General features: G+C 71.1%; 16 protein-coding genes and 2 pseudogenes. 5 read left to right on the top strand and 13 right to left on the bottom strand.

What is annotated here, in order from left to right:
• Positions 1-336: 336 nt before the first annotated feature.
• Positions 337-618 (bottom strand): acylphosphatase, encoded by a 282-nt coding sequence (locus tag MDN94_RS16145; protein ID WP_307708502.1) that lies wholly within the window; start codon positions 616-618, stop codon positions 337-339.
• A 139-nt stretch (positions 619-757) separates the two neighbouring features.
• On the opposite strand from MDN94_RS16145, the gene MDN94_RS16140 reads away from it, so the two are divergent.
• Positions 758-1,738 (top strand): CAP domain-containing protein, encoded by a 981-nt coding sequence (locus MDN94_RS16140; protein ID WP_482726474.1) that lies wholly within the window; start codon positions 758-760, stop codon positions 1,736-1,738.
• A 23-nt stretch (positions 1,739-1,761) separates the two neighbouring features.
• Here MDN94_RS16140 and MDN94_RS16135 read toward each other — a convergent pair.
• From MDN94_RS16135 to recG, 9 genes and pseudogenes are all read right to left on the bottom strand, one after another.
• Positions 1,762-2,034 (bottom strand): annotated as a pseudogene (locus tag MDN94_RS16135) (tyrosine-type recombinase/integrase); the annotation flags it as partial.
• Positions 2,035-2,797: 763 nt separating this feature from the next.
• Positions 2,798-3,460 (bottom strand): annotated as a pseudogene (mutM, locus tag MDN94_RS16130) (bifunctional DNA-formamidopyrimidine glycosylase/DNA-(apurinic or apyrimidinic site) lyase); the annotation flags it as partial.
• Between the two features lie 150 nt (positions 3,461-3,610).
• The gene (rnc, locus tag MDN94_RS16125) at positions 3,611-4,486 is read right to left on the bottom strand and encodes a ribonuclease III (protein WP_482726473.1); all 876 of its coding nucleotides are present in this window, start codon (positions 4,484-4,486) and stop codon (positions 3,611-3,613) included.
• A 19-nt stretch (positions 4,487-4,505) separates the two neighbouring features.
• Positions 4,506-4,679 (bottom strand): 50S ribosomal protein L32, encoded by a 174-nt coding sequence (gene rpmF / locus MDN94_RS16120; protein WP_026165248.1) that lies wholly within the window; start codon positions 4,677-4,679, stop codon positions 4,506-4,508.
• A gap of 2 nt (positions 4,680-4,681) precedes the next feature.
• Positions 4,682-5,287, bottom strand: coding sequence for a YceD family protein (locus tag MDN94_RS16115; RefSeq protein ID WP_441266432.1), 606 nt, complete (start codon positions 5,285-5,287; stop codon positions 4,682-4,684).
• 166 nt (positions 5,288-5,453) lie between these two features.
• Positions 5,454-6,539, bottom strand: a complete 1,086-nt coding sequence (locus MDN94_RS16110) for an ATP synthase F0 subunit B (protein ID WP_482726472.1) — start codon at positions 6,537-6,539, stop codon at positions 5,454-5,456.
• Between the two features lie 94 nt (positions 6,540-6,633).
• Positions 6,634-7,116 carry a pantetheine-phosphate adenylyltransferase gene (gene coaD, locus MDN94_RS16105; RefSeq protein ID WP_053556892.1) on the bottom strand — a complete coding sequence of 161 codons (483 nt, stop codon included), beginning with the start codon at positions 7,114-7,116 and terminating at the stop codon, positions 6,634-6,636.
• Between the two features lie 26 nt (positions 7,117-7,142).
• Positions 7,143-7,727 (bottom strand): 16S rRNA (guanine(966)-N(2))-methyltransferase RsmD, encoded by a 585-nt coding sequence (gene rsmD / locus MDN94_RS16100; protein WP_482726471.1) that lies wholly within the window; start codon positions 7,725-7,727, stop codon positions 7,143-7,145.
• A gap of 54 nt (positions 7,728-7,781) precedes the next feature.
• Positions 7,782-9,968, bottom strand: a complete 2,187-nt coding sequence (recG, locus tag MDN94_RS16095) for an ATP-dependent DNA helicase RecG (protein WP_441266435.1) — start codon at positions 9,966-9,968, stop codon at positions 7,782-7,784.
• A 163-nt stretch (positions 9,969-10,131) separates the two neighbouring features.
• Here recG and MDN94_RS16090 point away from each other — a divergent pair, with 163 nt between their 5' ends.
• Positions 10,132-11,952 (top strand): HSP90 family protein, encoded by a 1,821-nt coding sequence (locus tag MDN94_RS16090; protein ID WP_482726470.1) that lies wholly within the window; start codon positions 10,132-10,134, stop codon positions 11,950-11,952.
• Positions 11,949-14,954 (top strand): tetratricopeptide repeat protein, encoded by a 3,006-nt coding sequence (locus tag MDN94_RS16085; protein WP_482726469.1) that lies wholly within the window; start codon positions 11,949-11,951, stop codon positions 14,952-14,954. Before MDN94_RS16090 ends, MDN94_RS16085 begins: the two co-directional genes overlap by 4 nt.
• Positions 14,955-15,306: 352 nt before the next feature.
• Here the strand turns inward: MDN94_RS16085 and MDN94_RS16080 are convergent, their stop codons facing one another.
• A complete protein-coding gene (locus MDN94_RS16080; RefSeq protein ID WP_482726468.1) occupies positions 15,307-16,896 on the bottom strand; it encodes a DAK2 domain-containing protein in 1,590 nt (529 codons plus the stop codon).
• Between the two features lie 270 nt (positions 16,897-17,166).
• Between MDN94_RS16080 and rpmB the strand changes: the two genes are divergently transcribed.
• Positions 17,167-17,352 (top strand): 50S ribosomal protein L28, encoded by a 186-nt coding sequence (gene rpmB / locus MDN94_RS16075; protein WP_003957616.1) that lies wholly within the window; start codon positions 17,167-17,169, stop codon positions 17,350-17,352.
• 171 nt (positions 17,353-17,523) lie between these two features.
• Here rpmB and thiD read toward each other — a convergent pair whose 3' ends face one another.
• Together thiD and MDN94_RS16065 are read right to left on the bottom strand one after the other, a co-directional pair.
• Entirely contained in the window at positions 17,524-18,312 is a 789-nt protein-coding gene (thiD, locus tag MDN94_RS16070; protein ID WP_482726467.1) for a bifunctional hydroxymethylpyrimidine kinase/phosphomethylpyrimidine kinase, read from the bottom strand.
• Positions 18,313-18,322: 10 nt separating this feature from the next.
• Positions 18,323-19,294 carry a thiamine-phosphate kinase gene (locus MDN94_RS16065; protein ID WP_482726466.1) on the bottom strand — a complete coding sequence of 324 codons (972 nt, stop codon included), beginning with the start codon at positions 19,292-19,294 and terminating at the stop codon, positions 18,323-18,325.
• Positions 19,295-19,533: 239 nt separating this feature from the next.
• On the opposite strand from MDN94_RS16065, the gene MDN94_RS16060 reads away from it, so the two are divergent.
• Positions 19,534-19,767: an Lrp/AsnC family transcriptional regulator gene (locus MDN94_RS16060; protein WP_159686611.1), complete on the top strand. Its 234-nt coding sequence runs from the start codon at positions 19,534-19,536 to the stop codon at positions 19,765-19,767.
• The last annotated feature ends 16 nt before the right edge of the window (positions 19,768-19,783 follow it).

Raw genomic sequence — 19,783 nt, 5'->3', positions numbered from 1 at the left:
TTCGCACCCGCGGTGCTCGGCAGTCCTGGTTTTACTGCTTGCCGTGCTGCGGTTCTTGACTGTCGAACAGCTGAGGTGCGCGGGGCTTCCAGAGTCTCACCAAAAAGTTTGACGGTCAACACGATCACACCCCGTATCGACGGGCGGCCCGGGGGCATACGGCCGCTGAAGAGTGCGGCGTGCCTGACCTGCGGGGCCCTGGGGGCGTCACGATCATCTTTCCTGGCGCAGCCTCGCAGAGCAAGCCCTTCTTGGCAACCACCAGGGGTTTCTGCCGGCGGCCGGGCCTCCCGACCGTCGGCGGGAGTCGCTCGGAGCGGGCTCGGCAGGACATCGTCAGCGGATGGCGAAGTCCGGGTAACCGCCGCGGGGCGTGTCCCAGATCTCAGTGACTCCGTCGACGCGGCCGGGTGTGTCGTCGGAGCGAAGCCACTCGAGCAAACGGTGGCAATTCTCACGTGGACCTTCGGCCACCACTTGCACTCGGCCGTCGTCCAGATTGAGGGCGAAGCCGGTGAGTCCCCCGATCTCCAAAGCGTTTGCCCTGGTGAACCATCGGAAGCCCACTCCCTGTACTCGGCCGCGTACCCAGGCGGTCAGCCGTGCGGTGTCGTTCATGGCTGCACCGTAACCGGCCGGTTGCTTCTGCATCACTTCGGCCCCGCGCCGCATGGCGTACAGTCCGGACGCAATCAGCCTCACTCGTACGGGTGAGTCCGTTGACGTTCGAACGTCGCGCACCAGGAAGGCACAGCATATGGGTCGCCACCGACGCTCGGCCCCCGCGCCGGCCGTGACCGATCACGCGGCAGGCACGGCAGGCAGGCACCGTGGCGGTGCAGGGCGTAAGAGCCTGCCCGTACGCACCGGACTGCTCGGCGCCTCTGCCGCCATGGCGATCGGCGCGGTGGTCGTCACGACCGTCGTCCTGCCCGGTGGCGACGACACCCACACCGTGGGCGCGGGCTCCGACGTCCGGACGGAGATGCGCACGGAGGTGCCGTCGCGGCTGCAGGCCCAGGGCGACGCGAGCGCGAGCCCCTCCGTGCGCCCTTCCACTTCGCCGAGCCGCAGCGCGGAGCCGTCGAAGAGCCCCTCGCAGAGCCCTTCGAAGAAGGCGTCCCCGAAGCCTTCCAAGACGCCCAGTACCTCGGTGCCGTCGAAGAAGCCCGTGTCGACCAAGACCTCGGTGCCGTCGAACAAGCCGGTGTCGCCCAAGCCCTCGGCGACCCCGTCCAGGGAAACGACAAAGAGCCCGGCGACCACCGGCAAGCCGGCCCCCGAGCCGACCCGCGAGCAGACGCGCACCCCGGAACGGACGGTCGCCCCGTCGAAGACGCCCGCCCCGGACCCGTCGGCCGCAGCTTCCGCGGAGGCCGCGGTGATCGACATGGTCAACAAGGAGCGCGTGAAGGTCGGCTGCAGCCCGATGAAGGCGAGCGGCGCCCTGTCCGACCTGGCCCGCGCGCACAGCAAGGACATGGCGGCGCGCGGGTTCTTCGACCACACCAACCCCGACGGCGAGACGCCGTGGGACCGTGCGGAGCAGGGCGGCGTGAGCAATCTCGGCGGCGAGAACATAGCCCGCGGCCAGGCCGACGCCAACACCGTCATGAACTCCTGGATGAACAGCGAGGGACACCGCGCGAACATCCTGAACTGCGAGTTCACGACGCTGGGCATCGGTGTGCACATGGCCGACGGCGGCCCTTGGTGGACGCAGAACTTCGGCTATTGAGATTTCCGCAGGTCAGCGACCTGTCAGCTTCCCTGGGCCGTCTCGGGGCCGTTATCGGCAACCGAGGCGGCCCAGACTGTATCTACGGCGGCCCGCGTACGGGTCTCGCTCGACGGCATCAGGTGCGTGTACGTCCGGAGCGTGAAGCCGGGGTCATGGTGCCCGAGGTATTCACTGAGAGCCTTGATGCTCTCCCCCGCGTCCAGGAGCACCGACGCATAGAAGTGCCGCAGCGCATGCATCCCGTTGTCCCGCCCGGTGGCCACGCCAGCAGCGCGCAGAGCAGGACGCCACAGGTCCACAGACTGCCCGACTCGCCGGAAGCTTACGGGGCCATGATCTCTCGCCCCATGGCAGCTCCCGCCCAAAGCCGCTCCACCGACCGCGTGCCCGTGCACCGGCTCTAGATCATCCGCGTAGCCGACGGTACTTTTGTCACCATGACTTACAACCGAAGGGGCAATGCCGCGTAGGCGCCCATCCGCCGTGCGGAAGGACCTCCCCGTCCGCCTTCGCAGGCACTACCTCCGCCATCCGTATCCGCCGATCAACAGGCTCTCCGGGGCGTCTCAAGCTCACATCCGCAAGCTCGAACGCACTCGCTTCTGGCCAGGCGACACGGCTGAAGCCTTCTGGCACTGGGCAGCTTTGGCTCACGGCCCACTGAAGAGGATCACCGACCCCCTCGCTCCGGCCGAGTGTGGGATATCTGGGTGCTGTGACCATCCGAGCTACTTTCGCGATCACCTCGAAAAGATCATGCATGCCCTCCCCAAGAAGTCGGCAAGAGAGCTGCGCGAGCTTGTGCGGTCTCTCGATTCCAAGATTCTCCGACGAGCCAAGGTCATCCGCTCTGATTCTCTCGACGCCCCATGGTGGCGAGATCAGTTCTAGAAGCACCTCGGGCCGTCTCGGGGCCGTCGAAGGGTGCTCAACGACGACCAACGCTGACAACCACCGACAGCTAAGTCGCAGGTTGCAGCGTTGATCGACAACACGGCCGCAGGTCAGCGAGGCCCCGCGTCACTTCTTCGGCTACTGAACCGGCCGGGACACATAGGCGAGGGCCGCGGTCATCACCTCGCGCACGTGGCGGAGGAGTTCGACGGAGCGGGGCCGGGTGAGAGTCGCAGTGGGACGCTCGTAGTGGAGTCTCGAGCGCCACAGCGCCTCGTCGGCGTAGATGTTGCCGACGCCGCTGATCAGGGACTGGTCCAGCAGGGCTCGTTTGACGGTGGTACGTCGGGCCCGCAGCGCGGTGTGGAACCCGGCGTCGTCGAAGAGCGGGTCGAGCGGGTCGCGGGCGATGTGGGAGAGGACCTCGGGCAGGCCGTCCGGCGCGTTCTCGTGCAGGGACAGGCCGCCGAAGGTGCGCTGGTCGACGAAGCGCAGCTCGGTGCCCAGCGCATCAGCGAACCGGATGCGGATGCGCAGATGCTTCTCGTCGTCCGCGTCCTGGGGCTGCACGAGGAGCTGACCGCTCATGCCCAGGTGGCCGAGGATCGAGGTGTCGGTGTCCGCGAGGGGCAGCCACAGGTACTTGCCGCGCCGGCACGCCTCGCCGACGGTCCTGCCGGTGAGCCGTGCGGCGAAGTCCTGTGCACCGGGCAGGTGTCTGCGGATCGCGCGCGGGTGCAGCACCTGCACGTCGGCGATCGTGCGACCGCTGACCCAGCTCTGCAGACCACGGCGCACGACCTCGACCTCGGGCAGCTCGGGCACGGGTCGCGTCTCCTTCTGCGAGTCACATGGTGTTGCCCGCAGGGTACCGCCGGGCCGTGGGCCGTTGACGGGCGGGGACAGCGGTGAGGCCCCCCGCCTGGGGCGGGGGGCCTCACCGGAACTGCTCTCGTGCGACGGAGCTCCGCGGAATCAGGCCGAAGCCCTGTCCGCGGATGCCTGCTGCTCGTCCGCCGGTACCGGTTCGTCGTCCGGTGCCGCTGCGTCCGCCGCTGCCGGTTCGGAAGAGGTGTCGGCGTCCCCTTCGTCCGTGGCGGCCCCGCTCTCGGCGGCGGCCTTCGCCGCTGCCAGGCGCCGGTCCGCGTCGGCACGGATCTCCCGCCACGCGGCTTCCGCCGCCTGCTGCTCCGCTTCCTTCTTGCTGCGGCCGGTGCCGGTGCCGTACGAGACACCACCGACGCGGGCGGCAGCAGTGAAGGTCTTCTCGTGGTCAGGACCGGTCTCGGTGACCAGGTACTCCGGGACGCCGAGCCCTTCTGCCGCGGTGAGCTCCTGGAGACTGGTCTTCCAGTCCAGGCCCGCACCGAGGTTCGAGGACTTCTCGATGAGCGGGTCGAAGAGCCGGTGAACCAGCTCGGACGCCGCATCGAGGCCCTGGTCGAGATAGACCGCGCCGATCACCGCTTCCAGGGTGTCGGCGAGGATGGATGCCTTGTCCCGGCCCCCCGTGCCCTCTTCGCCACGGCCGAGCCGGATGAAGGAGCCGAGTTCGAGGCCACGCCCGACCTCCGCCAGCGCACGCGAATTGACCACAGCGGCCCGCAGTTTGGCCAGCTGGCCTTCCGGCAGGTCGGGATGGGTGCGGTACAGCGTGTCGGTGACCACCAGGCCGAGCACGGAGTCCCCGAGGAACTCCAGGCGCTCGTTGGTGGGCAGACCGCCGTTCTCGTACGCGTACGAACGGTGGGTCAGCGCGCGCACCAGAAGGGCGGACTCGAGCTGATACCCGAGCCGCCCTTCCAGAAGCGTGTGGGACGAGGCATTGTCCGTCTTGTTGGACTCAGACATCGCGCCTCTCACCAGCCGCTCAGACCTCGAGGACCTGGCGCTTGTTGTAGGTGCCGCAGCTCGGGCACGCGATGTGCTGCTGCTTCGGCTCCTGGCAACGCTCACACGAAACCAGGGTGGGGACCGCAGCCTTCCACTGCGACCGGCGGTGGCGCGTGTTGCTGCGCGACATCTTCCGCTTCGGAACAGCCACGGCTACTTCTCCTGCTTCTCGTCGACGCCCGCTTCGGCGCCGCCCATGTTGTCCTTCTCGCCGTCCTGAACGGTCTCGGCGAGTCCCTGCAGTGCCGCCCAACGGATGTCGACGGCGTCGTGGTGGTGGTCCGGGTTCTCGTCCAGCCTGACCCCGCACTCGGGGCACAGACCTTCGCAGGTCTCCCGGCACACCGGCTGCATCGGCAGTGCGAGCACCACCGCATCACGCAGCACGGGCTCGAGGTCGAAAAGACCGTCCTCGAGAAAGAGCCTGTCCTCGTCCTCTTCGTCGTCGGCAGGCTCCGCAGTGCGACTGCGGCCCCTGTCGTCGGCGTCGGGGTACGTGAACATCTCCTGGAAGTCCGCCGCGACCTCTTGGCGCAGCGGCTCCAGACACCTTACGCACTCCCCCTCGGCGGTCGCACGGGTGGTGCCTGTGACAAGCACACCTTCCATGACGGACTCGAGGCGGAGGTCGAGCTCCACGGGCGCGCCTTCCGGCACACCGATGACATCGGCGATGCCGAGGTCCTTGGGAGCGTCCACCGTGCGGGAGAGCCGCTGGAGCGCACCCGGTCGCCGTCCCAGCTCGTGCGTGTCGAACACGAGGGGATTGCGATGGTCGAGGCGCGTGCTCAGGGGACTTCCTGCTTTCGGTTCGTGGGAGGGGCCGTCCCGGTTCGTGGGGCGAAGCGGACAGCCGGGATCGCGATCTACGCGCGACCGAAGAACCAGGGTACTTCAACAGCCGCGATAGACCCAATCCGGGCCCTCAGCGCCCCTGCTCGTACCGGTTCAGCTGTTCCAGGTCGATCATGCTCGTGTCGAAGAGGCTGGTCTCGTCCAGTGCCGTGCCCTGCTGGGGCGGGGTCTGCGGCGGCGGGGGCGGCTGCTCGCCGTAGCCGCCGGCATGGGCGGAGGCGCCAGAGGCGTACGGGTCGGGCTGGGCGTACTGCTGGGCGTAGCCCTGGTCCTGGTAGGCGGCGTAGGGGTCGGGCTGCTGGTAGCCCGCGTACGCCTCCTGCGGCTGGTACGTGTACGGGTCGTGCTGGGCCGGGATCTGCGGCGCGGGCTGCGGCGGGTAGTCGTACGCGTCCTGCTGCTCGCGCTCCGGTGCGGCCGCGGGTACGGGGTCGGCGAGCTCGGCGAGGCCGGCAAGGTAGTCCGCGTCGCTGGTGTGCTGAAGGCCGGCGGCGTCCTGCGCGGCCATGTGCGCGCCCAGATCGTCCGTGGCGATACGTCCGTGCAGCTTCTGGCGGCCGCGGCCGACCGCGTCGAGCGTCTTGGAGAGCACGGCCTCGAAGGCGCCGAGCTTGGCGTCGACGTACTGGTCGGCCCGCTGGATGAGGGTCTGCGGGTCGTTGCTGTGCTCCGGCGCGTCCTCGTCGGCGTAGCCGTGCTCGTCGAGTCCGGGTCCCCGGCCGAGGAGCTTCTCGCGGCCGCGGTCGACGGAGCCGATGGTCTTGGTGAGGACGACCTCGAAGTTGGCGAGCTTGGAGTCGACGTAGTCGTCGGCCTCCGCGCGGATCTCCTCGGCCTCGCGGCGGGCCTCGGCGAGGATGCGCTCGGCCTCGTCCTGCGAGCGGCGGGCAACCTGGGTGTCGGAGATCAGCGAGCCGCGCTCGGCGTGGGCGGACTCGATGATCCGCTCGGCCTCGCGGCGGGCCTCCTCGACGAGCTGTTCGCGGCCGCCGATGAGCTCCTGGGCCTGGGCCAGTGAGCCGGGCAGAGCCTCGCGCACCTCTTCGAGCATGGCGAGCAGCTCGGCGCGGTTGACCACGCAGGACGCCGACATGGGCATGGAGCGGGCGTTCCCGACCGCCGCGACGATCTCGTCGAGCTTCTTCTGCACGTCCACCGTGGTTCGCCACTCTCTGCTGCGGGTTGGAGACGGACGGGACGACTGTACGGGCAGTCCGTCCCCGCCCGACACCGGGTGACGAGTTGTCAGCTCAGCCCTTTTCCGCGAGCCGGCGCACGAGCGCCCGGTGGACGGTGTCGGGCAGCAGGTGGGAGACGTCGCCGCCCCAGGCGGCCACTTCCTTGACCAGACTGGACGAGAGGAAGCTGTAGGTAGGGTTCGTCGGCACGAACAGCGTCTCCACGCCGGACAGCCCGTTGTTCATCTGGGCCATCTGGAGCTCGTAGTCGAAGTCGCTGACCGCGCGCAGCCCCTTGACGATCGCGGGGATGTCGCGCTCCTTGCAGAAGTCGACGAGGAGACCGTGGTGGGACTCCACCACGACGTTCCCGTACTCGCCGGTGACCTCGCGGATCATCGCGATCCGCTCGTCGACCGTGAAGAGTCCCTGCTTGGACTTGTTGATCATCACCGCGACGTGTACGACGTCGTAGAGCTTGGAGGCGCGGGCGATGATGTCCAGATGCCCATTGGTGATGGGGTCGAATGACCCCGGACAGACTGCGCGGCGCAACTGAAGTCCCTCGCTCTCCGGTCCGGTCATGGTGCGTCTTCGCACGTAGCGGCGGCGCGACCGTACCAAAGCGTCCCCTCGCCGTAGCGACGGGCCCGCAGTGGCTGGAAGCCCTTGGGCCAGTTGAATTCTCCGCCTCTGGTGCTGCGCTCCACGGTGACGAGGGCATCGTCCGCGAGCCAGCCCTGGAGGCGGAGTGTGAGCAGAATCTCCCGAAGATCGTCGTCCGTCACGGCGTACGGCGGGTCGAGGAAGACCACGTCGTAGGGGCTCTCCGGCGCCGGACCCGTGGCGATCTGTTCCGCTTTGCCGGTACGCACCTCGGCGCCGGGCAGGCCGAGCGCCCGGACGTTCTCCCGGACGACGCGGGCCGCGCGGGCGTCCGCCTCGACCAGCAGGGCGTGGGCCGCGCCGCGGGACAGCGCTTCGAGACCCACCGCGCCCGACCCGGCGTAGAGGTCGGCGACGCGGATGCCGTCGAGGGTGCCGAGCTGCGACTCCCAACTGGAGAACAGCCCTTCCCGGGCACGGTCGGAGGTGGGGCGGGTGCCGGTGCCTGGCGGGACGGCGAGGCGGCGTCCGCCGGCAGCGCCGGCGATCACGCGGGTCATGAAGGGCCTCTCTTGAGCGGGCTCACATCCTCAAGTGTCTCAGCCCCGAGTCTCTCAGCCCTTGTCGAGGTACTGCTCGCGCTCCTTGTCCAGCAGGGCGTCCAGAGCGGTGCGCAGTTCGGGCAGCCGCTCGAGGTCCGGGTCGGCGCCGACGATCGCGACGGCCTCCTCGCGGGCGGCGGCGATGACCTCCTCGTCCTCGATGACGGTGAGCATCCGCAGGGAGGAGCGCACCCCGGACTGGGCCTGGCCCAGTACATCGCCCTCGCGGCGCTGCTCGAGGTCGATCCGGGACAACTCGAAACCGTCGAGTGTCGAGGCGACCGCGGCCAGGCGCTGACGGGCCGGGCTCGCCTCCGGCATCTCGGTGACCAGCAGGCACAGGCCCGGGGCGGAGCCGCGGCCGACGCGGCCGCGCAGCTGGTGGAGCTGGGAGACGCCGAACCTGTCCGCGTCCATGATCACCATGGCGGTGGCATTGGGGACGTTGACGCCGACCTCGATGACGGTGGTGGCGACCAGGACGTCCACGTCGCCGGCGCCGAAGCGGCGCATCACGTCGTCCTTGTCGTCGGGCGGCATCCGCCCGTGCAGGACCTCCACCCGCAGCCCGCTCAGCGGCCCCTTGGCGAGCTGGTCGGCGACATCGAGGACGGCGAGCGGCGGGCGCTTCTCGGCCTCGTCCTCAGCCGTCTTCTTCTTCGGCTGTTCGTCGTCGTCGCCGATGCGGGGGCACACCACGTACGCCTGGTGCCCGCCCTCTGCCTCTTCCCGGACCCGCTCCCAGGCCCGCGCCAGGAAGTGCGGCTTGTCGGCGGCGGGGACGACATGGCTGGCGATCGGCGAGCGGCCGGCCGGCAACTGGTCGAGCACGGACGTCTCGAGGTCGCCGAAGACGGTCATCGCGACCGTACGGGGGATGGGGGTGGCGGTCATGACCAGCAGGTGCGGCGGCTGCTTCCCCTTGGAGCGCAGGGCGTCGCGCTGCTCCACGCCGAAGCGGTGCTGCTCGTCGACGACGACGAGGCCCAGGTCGTGGAACTGGACCTTGTCCTCGATCAGGGCATGGGTGCCGATGACGATCCCCGCCTCGCCGGTAACCAGGTCGAGCAGCGCCTGCCGGCGGGCCGCGGCGCCCATGGAACCGGTCAGCAGCACGACCTTGGTGCCCTGTTCGGCGCCTCCGAGCATCCCTCCCTCGGCCAGCTCGCCCATCATCTCGGTGATGGAGCGGTGGTGCTGCTGGGCGAGGACCTCGGTGGGGGCCAGCATCGCGGCCTGTCCGCCCGCGTCCACGACGGCGAGCATGGCCCGAAGAGCGACCATGGTCTTGCCGGAGCCGACTTCTCCCTGAAGGAGGCGGTGCATGGGGTGCTCGGTCGCGAGGTCGTCGAAGATCTCCTTGCTGACGGACTGCTGGCCTTCGGTGAGGGTGAAGGGCAGTTCGGCGTCGAAGGCGTCGAGGAGCCCGCCGGGCACGGGGCGCCGGGCCACCGCGGGGAGCTGGGTGTCGGCGTACCGCCTGCGGGCGAGGGCGACCTGGAGGACGAACGCCTCGTCCCACTTCAGCCGCTCCCTGGCCACCTCGATGTCCGCCTTGGTGCGCGGGCGGTGGATCTTGCGCAGGGCGTCGGGCAGGGTCGCCATGCCCCGCCCCTCGCGCAGCGCGGGCGGCAGCGGGTCCACCGCTTCCGCCGCCCGGTCCAGCACCGCGTCGACCGCCTTGGAGATCTTCCAGGACTCCAACTGCTTGCAGGCCGGGTAGATCGGGATGAGCTGGTTGGCGAAGGCGTCCACGGCGTCGGCCGCGCTCGCTCCGCCGCTCAGCGGTTCGTACGCGGGGTGGGACAGCTGGAGCTTGCGGTTGAAGACGGACACCTTGCCGGCGAACATCGCCCGGGTGCCCGGCAACAGGTCCTTGTGCGGTTTGTGGACGCCCTTGCCGAAGAAGACCAGCTGGAGCCGGCCGCTGCCGTCCGTGATGGTCACCTCGAGGCGCCTGCCGCGGCCCTGGTTGAACGTGTGGATCCGCGCGTCGGCGACCTGGGCGACCACGGTGACGTGCTCGTCCAGCGGCAGCTCCGCGAGGGACGTCAGCTCACCGCGCTCCGCGTACCGCCGCGGGTAGTGGTGCAGCAGGTCACCGAGGGTGTGCAGATCGAGATGCTCGGCCATCACCTTGGCGGTGGCGGCACCGAGCGTCTTCTTGAGGGGTTCGTCGAGCGCGGACACGCGATCCATTGCACACCACTGCACCGACAGTCGTCGCACACCCGTTGATAACTCCTGGTCAACGCGGCGCCGCGAGCCCTACGATGGCCCCTCTTCCGCCCCTTTCGCGATCACCGCCGTACGGGATCGCCCGACCCGCGCCGTCGCCCGACCCCCCACCGGCGCAGCGACGATGACTTCTGAGACGACTCCGTCCGGCGGTACGACGACACCGCACACCTTCCAGGTCGATCTGCGCGGCCTGGTGGACCTTCTCTCCCACCATCTCTATTCCAGTCCGCGGGTCTATCTGCGCGAACTCCTCCAGAACGCCGTGGACGCGATCACCGCCAGGCGCGCCGAGGACCCCGGGGCGCCCGCGCGGGTGCGGCTGTACGCCGCCGGCGGCGGTCTGCGTGTCGAGGACTCGGGCATCGGTCTGACCGAGACGGACCTGCACAGTCTGCTCGCGACGATCGGGCGCAGCTCCAAGCGCGAGGGGCTCGAGTCCGCACGGGCCGGGTTCCTCGGACAGTTCGGCATCGGGCTGCTCGCCTGTTTCGTCGTGGCCGCCGAGATCCGGGTGGTGAGCCGCAGCGCCCGTACGCCCGGGGCGCCGCCCGTGGAGTGGACGGCGCGCGACGACGGGTCGTACACGGTACGGACCCTGCCCGACAGTGCCCGGCCGGAGCCCGGCACGACGGTGTACCTCGCCCCGCGGCCCGGTACCGCCGACTGGCTCACCGAGGAGCGGGTGACCGCCCTGGCACGGGACTTCGGCTCGCTGTTGCCGTACGACGTCCGGGTGGGCGACACCCCGGTGAGCGAGCTGCCGGCGCCCTGGGACCGTGCGTACCCGGGTCCGGCGGCGCGGCGCGTGGCTCTGGCGCGCCACTGCAACGACGTGTTCGGCTTCACCCCGCTCGACTCGGTGGACCTCACGCTACCGGTCGCCGGTGTCCGCGGGGTCGCGTACGTGCTGCCGTCCGCGGTCAGCCCGGCGCAGCGGTCCGGGCACCGGGTGCATCTGAAGGGCATGCTGCTCACCGACCGGGCCGACGAACTCCTGCCGGACTGGGCCTTCTTCGTGCGGTGCGTCATCGACACCGACAGCCTGCGCCCGACGGCTTCCCGCGAGTCTCTGTACGCGGACGAAACGCTCGCCGCCGTGCGTGAGGCGCTCGGCGACCGTATCCGGGAGTGGCTGACGGGGCTCGCCGCCGGGGACCCGGAGCGGCTTGCGCAGTTCCTGTCCGTCCACCACTTGGGCGTGAAGTCGCTGGCCCGTCACGACAGCGACATGCTGCGGACGATGCTGCCGTGGCTGCCGTTCGAGACGACGGACGGCCGGCTGTCGCTGGAGGAGTTCGCCCAACGTCACCCCGTGGTGCACTTCGCCCGGACGGTCGAGGAGTACCGGCAGGTCGCGCCGATCGCCTCGGCGCAGGGCATCGGCCTGATCAACGGTGGCTACACCTACGACAGCGAACTGGTCGAGCGCCTGCCCGAGGTCCGGCCCGGCACGGTCGTCGCCGAACTCGACGCCGACACGGTCACCGCGCACCTCGACGCGGTCGATCCCGCGGAGGAGCTGGCCCTCGCCGGTTTCCTGTCCGCCGCCCGGGCCAGGCTGGAGCCGCTCGGCTGCGACGTGGTGCTGCGCGCCTTCCACCCGCTGACCGTGCCGGCGCTCCATCTCGACGACCGGGCCGCACGGCACGAGCAGGCACGCGCGGAGGAAGAAGCCCGGGCCGACGACCTGTGGGCCGGGATCCTCGGCTCGCTGCGCGGCAGCGCGCCCCGGGCGCGGCTCGTGCTCAACCACCTCAACCCGCTGATCCGCAGGATCGGTTCCCTGGACGGGGAACTGGCGGGCACGGCGACCGAAGCGCTCTACGGGCAAGCCCTGCTGATGGCGCAGCGACCGCTGCGGCCGGCCGACTCCGCGCTCCTCAACCGCGCGTTCATGGGCCTGCTGGAGTGGGCCACCCACGACCAGGAGAACGGACGATGAGCTTCGACACCCCCATGGACGCCGAAGCGCTGCGCCAGGCGCTCTGCGACAACGGCCTCGAGCCGGAGGGGCCCGCGCGCAACGCCCGCGCGGAGCGGCTGTTCGCCCAGATCGAGCAACTCGGCGACACGTCACTCGTCATCGACGGCCTCGACCATCTGATGCAGGTCTACAACTACAGCTCGGAGGCGGACAAGATGTTCGTCCCCTTCGCACGGCTGCTGCGAATGTGGGACGACCGGCCCGAGGACTTCGACCGGCGGCAGGTCCACTCTTTGTTCTGGATGTTCAAGTGGGTCTCCAGCGGCATGGTCGACCAGCCGCACATCCCCCTCGCCTCCATCGAGAAGTGGCAGGCGGAGATGGAGCACCGCTACCGGCTCGCGGGCCACTCCGAGCGCGCGGTGCGGCAGGGCGAGCTGCGGATCGCCCGGCACGTCGGCGACCTGGAACGCGCCCAGCGGGCGTACGACGCCTGGCAGGCCGCCGACCGGGACGACAAGAGCGACTGCCATGCCTGCGAGTTGCGGACGCAAGGCTCGTGGCAGGCCCAGCGGGACGACGACGAAGGTGCGCTCGTCACCTGGCGGCCGGTGCTGGAGGGCGAGTTCACCTGCGCCCACGAGCCGCACGCCGTGCTCGCCGCCTCGCTGCTGCCCCTGCTGCGGCTGGGGCGCGCGGAGGAGGCCCGCGCCCATCATCTGCGCGGCTACCGGCTGGCGCGCTCCAAGGAGAGCATGCGCAGCGCCGTCGCCCGGCATGTCGAGTTCTGCGCGCTGACCGGCAACGAGGCGCGCGGCCTGGAGATCCTGGCCGAGCGTCCCTCGTACTTCACGGACACCGGAGAGCCGAGCAGCCTGCTCAGCTACCTGGAGGTCACCGCCCTGCTCACCGACCGGCTCACCGCGCTGGGACACGGTGACACGAGCCTGACCGGTCCCGGCGGCCGCGCCTGGACCGCGCGTGAACTCGCCGTCCACGCGCGTACGGAGGCGCGTGCCATCGCCGCCCGTTTCGACGCGCGCAACGGCAACACGTACTTCAGCGAGCAGAGCGCGGAACGCATGGACCGTACGCCGCTGCTGGACCGGCTGCCGCTCGGTGTGCGTTCGGTACGGCCGGCGCCCGCGCCACGTGAGGCACCGGCCACGGCGTCCGGCGCGGCCGGTTCCGGTTCCGGTTCCGGTTCCGGTTCCGGTTCCGATGAGGATCTGGCGGGACTGCTGGCCGAGGCACGCCGGCTCTCCGAGGCCCAGCACCCCCACGCGACGGACGCATGGGCCGCCGTCGCCCGGGCGGCAGGCCGGGAAGGCACCGAACTCGCCGTTCTCGAGAAGGCGGAGATCGACGAGCACCGCGCAATGGCACCCTCGACACCGCCGGCCGAGGCGATCGGGCTGTTCACCTCCGCAGCCGGGCTGTACGAGACGGCCGGCGAGCCCGGTCGCGCGGCCACCGCCCTGGCCCGTGCCGCCTACTGCGTCAGCCTCGACGGGCGGCCCCCGCAGGCGCTGGAAGCCGTGCAGGAGCCCTGCGACCGGGCGCTGGCCCTGCACGCGGAAGGCCGGTCCACCGCGCGGCAGACGTGCCGCGCGCTGCTCTGCCGGGCGCGGATACTCAACGACATGATCGGCGGCATGCAGGTCCAGGAAGCCGTGGAGGCGGCCGTCACCTCCCTGGAAGAGGCGGTGCACGAACTCCTCGGCTTCGCGGAGCCGGAGCAGGCGGAGCCCGGGGTCGGCGTCGTCATCGGCGAGGCGCTCGGCTACCTCGGCGACATCACCACGTTCCGCGGGGACGCGCCCGGGGCGGCCGAGCTGTACAGGCGCGCCGCCGACGCGTACGTCCGCGCGGGCCGCCCCTGGTTCGCCGTGGAGCCGGAGAGCCAACTGGCGGGCGTCAGCAGGCACCTCGGCGACCTGGAGACCGCCGAGCGGGCCTCACGGGCCGCGCTGGAACACGCGGCCCCCTTCGCCGGACCGGGCGGGCGGGCCCGCCTGCACCTCCAGCTCGTCGAGACGCTCTCCGACAGCGGCAAGCTCGACGAGGCGGCCGATCACGCGCTCGAAGCGGCGCACTGGGCCGACGAGGCGGGCGAAGGCGCGGGCAACGGCGCGTACGCACGGCACCGGCTCGGTGGATTCCTGCTCCAACTGGGCCGGGCCGACGAGGCGGCGGCCGTGCTGGAGTCCGTACTGCCCGACCTGACCGAGCAGGACCACGGCGACGGCATGATCGTGCAGACGCTGTGGTGGCTGGGCGACTGCTGCACGGCACTGGGCGAGCCGCGCGAAGCCGCCGAGCACTGGCTGAAGGCGGCGGACATCGCACGCGGCTGGCCGGAACAACGGGACCACGCGATGCTCGCGAACCTGGCCGGGCAGGCCCTGTTCCGTGCGCAACTGAACCCGCAGGCGGAACTGGCCTACCAGCGCGCGGGCGACCTGTGGCGCGGCCTCGGCGACGTGCACGCACTCGTGCGCACGCTGCGGGTCCGGGCCTGGATCGCCGTACGGGACGGGCAGGCGGGCATCGGCGCGGCGCGTGAGCTGATGGCCGCGGCGGCGGCGGAATGCGAGTCGGCGCTCGCCGGGTCGGCGGACGGGGCCGCGGACGAGGATGCCCGTGCCGCGCTGCGCGCCGAACTGGCGGACACCTACCGCCAGACCGGCGACCTGATCGCAAGTTCCTGCGAGGGCGAGCCCGGGGACGACGACACGGACGGCTCGGCACGGGCCGCGTACGAGGAGGCCGTCGCCCTCGTCCTGCGGGCGGTGGCGGTCTTCGAGGAGGCGGGCGAGCAGTTCACCGACCTGCGCACGGGCGCGCAGCTCATGGCGTCCTGGCTGCACGCCTCACTCGGTGACGCCTTCGCGGCGGTGGCGCTTGCACGGGGGGTCCTGGCGACGTACGAGGCCTCGGGGGACGGCCCGGCGGACGAGACCGCCACGTCGCGGTGCGCCGAGGCGCGGGCGGTGCTGACGGAGGTCGGCGGGGGGTGAGGTCGGCGGGGGCGGTCCCCGTGCGCGGGGCCGGTTCCCCTCCCCTCCCCCTATGGCCTACGGCCGCCTGGCGGCCGTAGGGGACCCCCACTTCCCGAGACCGGGCTCCGCCCGGACCAGCAACCGCGCTCGGTTCGGGGGCTCCTCCCCCTACCGGACCCCCGCGCCTCGAACGCCGGCGAGGCCGAAGCCGCCCGGCAACGCCGGAGTGCTTCCGTCGGCGGCGTGGCTGGATGCCGCGCAGCGGCGCTTCGCCCGCCCGGGGGCACCTCCCACGGCCGATAGGGGGAGATTGAGGGCACCGCGCTGAGCGCGGTACGGGATCCGGGGCCTGCCCCGCCGCACCCGCTCCCTACTCCACCCCGATCAGCAGCGGCGTCGACCGGTCCCCGCCACCCTCGTACGTGACCGTGTCCACCGCCAAGTAGCCCTCGCGGACATGGGACTCCAGCCTGTCGGACAGTCCCTGCGGCGCCGTGCCGCCCAGGACCAGCGTGACCAGTTCGCCGCCGGAGGAGAGCATGCGGTCCAGCAGGGTCAGCGCCGTCTGCGTGAGGTCCTCGCCGATCACGGCGACGTCGCCGTCGATCAGACCCAGTACGTCGCCGGCCTGGCACACGCCCGCCGAGGTCCACGACCGGTGTTCCGCCACGGCCAGTTCCGCGTAGCGCGTCGCCCCGGCCGCGGCCGTCATGGCGACGACGTCCTCGTCGAAGCGGCGGTCCGGTGCGTGGACGGCGAGGGCCGCGATGCCCTGCACCGCGGAGCGGGTCGGGATCAGGGCGACGCGGACGCCGGCCGTGCGGGCCTGCTCCGCGGCCGCGGCGGCCGTGTGGCGCAGGGACGTGTCGTTCGGGAGGAGGACGATCTCGCGGGCGTGCGCCCGGCGGATCGCCTCGACGAGTTCGCCGCTGGCCGGCGGTTCTCCCGGCCGGGCCAGGACGGTCGTGGCGCCGGCCTGGTGGTACAGGTCCGCCAGCCCTTCGCCCTGCACCACCGCGACGACCGCCCGCTGGGCCTGTTCCTTCGGGGTGGAATCGGTCGCGGTGTCGAAGTGCGTGATGCGGATCCGGTAGGGCCGCCCGGCCTCGACACCGGCTTCCACGGCCGCGCCGGCGTCGTCCACATGGACGTGCACGTTCCACAGGCCGTCGCCTCCGACGACGACGAGGGAGTCGCCGAGGCCGTCGAGCCGTGCCCGCAGCCGGGCGACGGACGCGTCGTCCGCCTCGAGGAGGTAGATCACTTCGAAGGCCGGGCCGCTGTCGGAGCACGGCTCGGCGGTCCGGTTCTGCCGGGTCCGCCGTGTGTGGGCGGGCGAGGGTGTCGGTGGGGCCTCGCCGGAGACCGCCTGCACCAGCGCTCCGAGGACGGTCAGCAGTCCCTGTCCGCCGGCGTCCACGACGCCCGCGCGTTCCAGCACGGCCAGCTGCCCGGGTGTGGCGTCCAGCGCCGCCCGCGCGCCCGCGTAGGCGGCCCTCAGGGCGTCGGTGGGGGCGTTCTCCGCGGCGTCCGCCGCGGCCCCGGCGACGCTGAGGATCGTTCCTTCGACCGGGTGCGCCACCGCTTCACGCGCCAGTTCGGCGGCCCGCCGCAGCGCCCCGGCCAAGTGATCTCCGTCACCGAGTCGTTCGGCCATGCCGCGCAGGAGCTGGGCGAGGATCGTGCCCGAGTTGCCGCGGGCGCCGATGAGGGCGCCGTGGGCCATGGCCCGGACAACGTCGGCGAGGGCGGGTGAGGTGCGGCCCGTCTCGTGGGCGGCGAACACGGCCTCCACGGCCTGTGCGGCGGACTCCACGGTCAGGTAGAGGTTCGTGCCGGTGTCCCCGTCGGCGACGGGGTAGACGTTGATCGCGTCGATCTCCTCGCGCTCCCGGCCCAGGGCCTCCAGCGCCAGGGAGCACCAGTCGCGTACGGCCGAGGCGTCGAGACTCTGCGGCACCTGGTGATCCTCCTTGAGCGGCCGGGCAGATCCTGGTGGCCGGCGGGGCCTCGGGCTGCGGGTCGTCCCGCAGCGTAGACCCCGGCCGCCGCCGGTGAGCAGGTCGGGGGCGGCGGCAGCATGCTAGTTTCGTCTCTCGGAAGCAGTGGATGTATGCTGCTCCAGTTGCCCGATGAGAGTCGGGCCATTCCCCCGGCAAGCCACTTCAGATCTACTGATTCCGGCGCGCCGGATTCACCGTAAGTGCATCTGAAGTCTTTGGAGTGACCCGTGGCTGCCAACTGCGACGTCTGCGGCAAGGGGCCGGGCTTCGGCAACAACATTTCGCACTCGCACCGCCGTACGTCCCGTCGCTGGAACCCGAACATCCAGCGTGTGCGTGCAGTGGTCGGTCGGACGCCGAAGCGGCTCAACGTCTGCACCTCGTGCATCAAGGCCGGCAAGGTCTCGCGCTAAGTGATGCTCCCCGCGTCAGCGGGGATGATCCCGCCGACGTCTCGTCGTAGCGCAGCCCTCCGGTTGCCTTGAAAAGCCGGTCCACCTCGGTGGGCCGGCTTTTTGCCGTGCTCCGGGACGGGCGGACCCCCTCCGGGCGACTCCCCGACTTCCCGGGGGCGGCGGCCGGCTCTAGCGGAAGCGCCAGCCGTGGTCCACGGGACCGATTCCCGCGCCCAGCGCGAATCCCGCGGCGATCGCCCCGGTGACGTACTCCTTGGCCGCGTGGACGGCCTCCGGGACGGTCATGCCCTGTGCCAGACCCGAGGCCACCGCGGAAGCGAGCGTGCAGCCCGTGCCGTGGGTGTGGCGGTTGTCGTGGCGGGGTGCGCGAAGCCAGTGTTCCTCGCCGCCGTCCGTGAGCAGGTCCACGGCGTCACCGGCCAGGTGCCCGCCCTTGATCAGCGCCCATCGGGGCCCGAAGCCGAGGACGGCGTCCGCCGCCCGGCGCATGCCGGCCTCGTCGCGGACCTCGATGCCGGTCAGCTGGGACACCTCGTCCAGGTTGGGCGTGGCCACGGTCGCGGTCGGCAGCAGTCTTGTCCGTACCGAGTCGAGCGCGGAGGCGGCCAGCAGCGGGTCACCGTGCTTGGAGACGCCCACCGGGTCGACGACCACGGGCGCGTCCGTGCCGGCCAGCAGCTCCGCGACTGTCTCGACCAGTTCGGCGGAGGACAGCATCCCGGTCTTCACGGCCTGTACGCCGATGTCGTCGACGACGCTCCGGTACTGGGCACGCACCGCCTCGACGGGCAGCTCCCACGCACCCTGGACGCCCAGCGAGTTCTGGGCGGTGATCGCGGTCAGCACGCTCATGCCGTGCACACCGAGGGCCAGCATGGTCTTGAGGTCGGCCTGGATGCCCGCACCGCCGCCGGAGTCGGACCCGGCGACGGTGAGCACGCGAGGGGGTATGTCCATACCCGGAAATCTACTTGCCGTCCTCGATGCCCCCGAAGTGGTCCCAGCCGCCCTTGCTCGTCCACGGCGCCCCGTCGACGGTCACCTGGGGCAGCGCCGACGGGTTGAGCACCTCGCCGATGACCTTCCAGCGGGCGGGCAGCTTCACGTCCGGCGGGAAGGTGGCGACGATCGCGTGGTCCTCTCCTCCGGTCAGCACCCACTGAAGCGGGTCGACGCCGACGGCCTGGCCGATGTCGCTCATCTGTGAGGGGATGTCGATGAGTCCCGACCGCAGATCGATCCGGACCTTGCTCGCCTCCGCGATGTGCCCGAGGTCGGCGACCAGTCCGTCGCTGATGTCGCACATCGCGGTGGCGCCGAGCCCGGCAGCCGCGGGGCCCGCGTGGTACGGCGGCTCCGGTCTGCGATGCGCCTCGACGAACGCCCGCGGGGAGCGGAAACCCCGTGACAGGACCGCGTGCCCGGCCGCGGACCAGCCCAACCAGCCGGTGTAGGCGACGACATCGCCGGACTGCGCGCCGGCGCGGGTCACCGGTTCGTGGTTGCGCAGATCGCCGAGTGCCGTGATCGCGATGGTGATGATCTCGCCGCGGACGACATCGCCGCCGACGACGGCCGCGCCGGCGACCTGGCACTCGTCACGGATGCCGTCCATGAGCTCGGTGGCCCAGGTGACGGGGAGTTCTGCAGGGACGACAAGCCCGAGGAGCAGCGCCGTCGGCACGGCGCCCATCGCGGCGATGTCGGCCAGGTTCTGCGCGGCGGCCTTGCGTCCCACGTCGTAGGCGGTGGACCAGTCGCGGCGGAAGTGCCGCCCCTCGAGCAGGATGTCCGTACTGGCCACGACCCGTCGGTCGGGTGCGGCCACGACCGCGGCGTCATCGCCGGGCCCGAGCCGTACCGCGGGGGTGGTGGTGAGCTTGGCGGTGAGTTCCTTGATGAGACCGAACTCCCCCAACTCGCCCACAGTTCCCTTCACCGAGTCACCTCTCCTTGTCGTGGACGCCGCGCGTGATTGCTGCGGTCGCGAGCTGCCACTGCTGTCGGTACCGTCAAGAGACACGTCAACTTCTGTTCGCCGTACGCCACGCTGCGGGCGCCGTCCGCCGCGAGGGTCTCCCCGTGGCCCGCGACGACGCGATACCGTGGCGACCCCTCTCCCTGGGATCTCCCCACCGACGGTAGGGGACATGATCCTCGTGCCGCCCTGGAGGCTCCGTGGTACAGGCGTACATCCTCATTCAGACCGAGGTGGGCAAGGCGTCGACCGTCGCCGAGACCATCGGAAAGATTCCCGGTGTGATCCAGGCCGAGGATGTGACCGGCCCGTACGACGTGATCGTGCGCGCGCAGGCCGACACCGTCGACGACCTGGGTCGCATGGTGGTCGCCAAGGTCCAGCAAGTGGACGGCATCACCCGCACCCTGACCTGCCCGGTCGTGCACATCTAGCCCCCGTCTACCCTTG

The organism is Streptomyces sp. WAC00040, from assembly GCF_056835925.1.
Note: the sequence above shows the minus strand (reverse complement) of the source record. Positions and strands in the feature narration are given on the sequence as shown.

Excerpts from the sequence above, each read along its gene's own strand:
- thiD (WP_482726467.1), bottom strand. The coding sequence starts at position 18,312 with ATGGACATACCCCCTCGCGTGCTCACCGTCGCCGGGTCCGACTCCGGC.
- MDN94_RS16090 (WP_482726470.1), top strand. The coding sequence starts at position 10,132 with ATGACTTCTGAGACGACTCCGTCCGGCGGTACGACGACACCGCACACC.
- rsmD (WP_482726471.1), bottom strand. The coding sequence starts at position 7,727 with ATGACCCGCGTGATCGCCGGCGCTGCCGGCGGACGCCGCCTCGCCGTC.
- MDN94_RS16085 (WP_482726469.1), top strand. The coding sequence starts at position 11,949 with ATGAGCTTCGACACCCCCATGGACGCCGAAGCGCTGCGCCAGGCGCTC.
- MDN94_RS16140 (WP_482726474.1), top strand. The coding sequence starts at position 758 with ATGGGTCGCCACCGACGCTCGGCCCCCGCGCCGGCCGTGACCGATCAC.
- recG (WP_441266435.1), bottom strand. The coding sequence starts at position 9,968 with ATGGATCGCGTGTCCGCGCTCGACGAACCCCTCAAGAAGACGCTCGGT.
- rnc (WP_482726473.1), bottom strand. The coding sequence starts at position 4,486 with ATGTCTGAGTCCAACAAGACGGACAATGCCTCGTCCCACACGCTTCTG.
- MDN94_RS16145 (WP_307708502.1), bottom strand. The coding sequence starts at position 618 with ATGAACGACACCGCACGGCTGACCGCCTGGGTACGCGGCCGAGTACAG.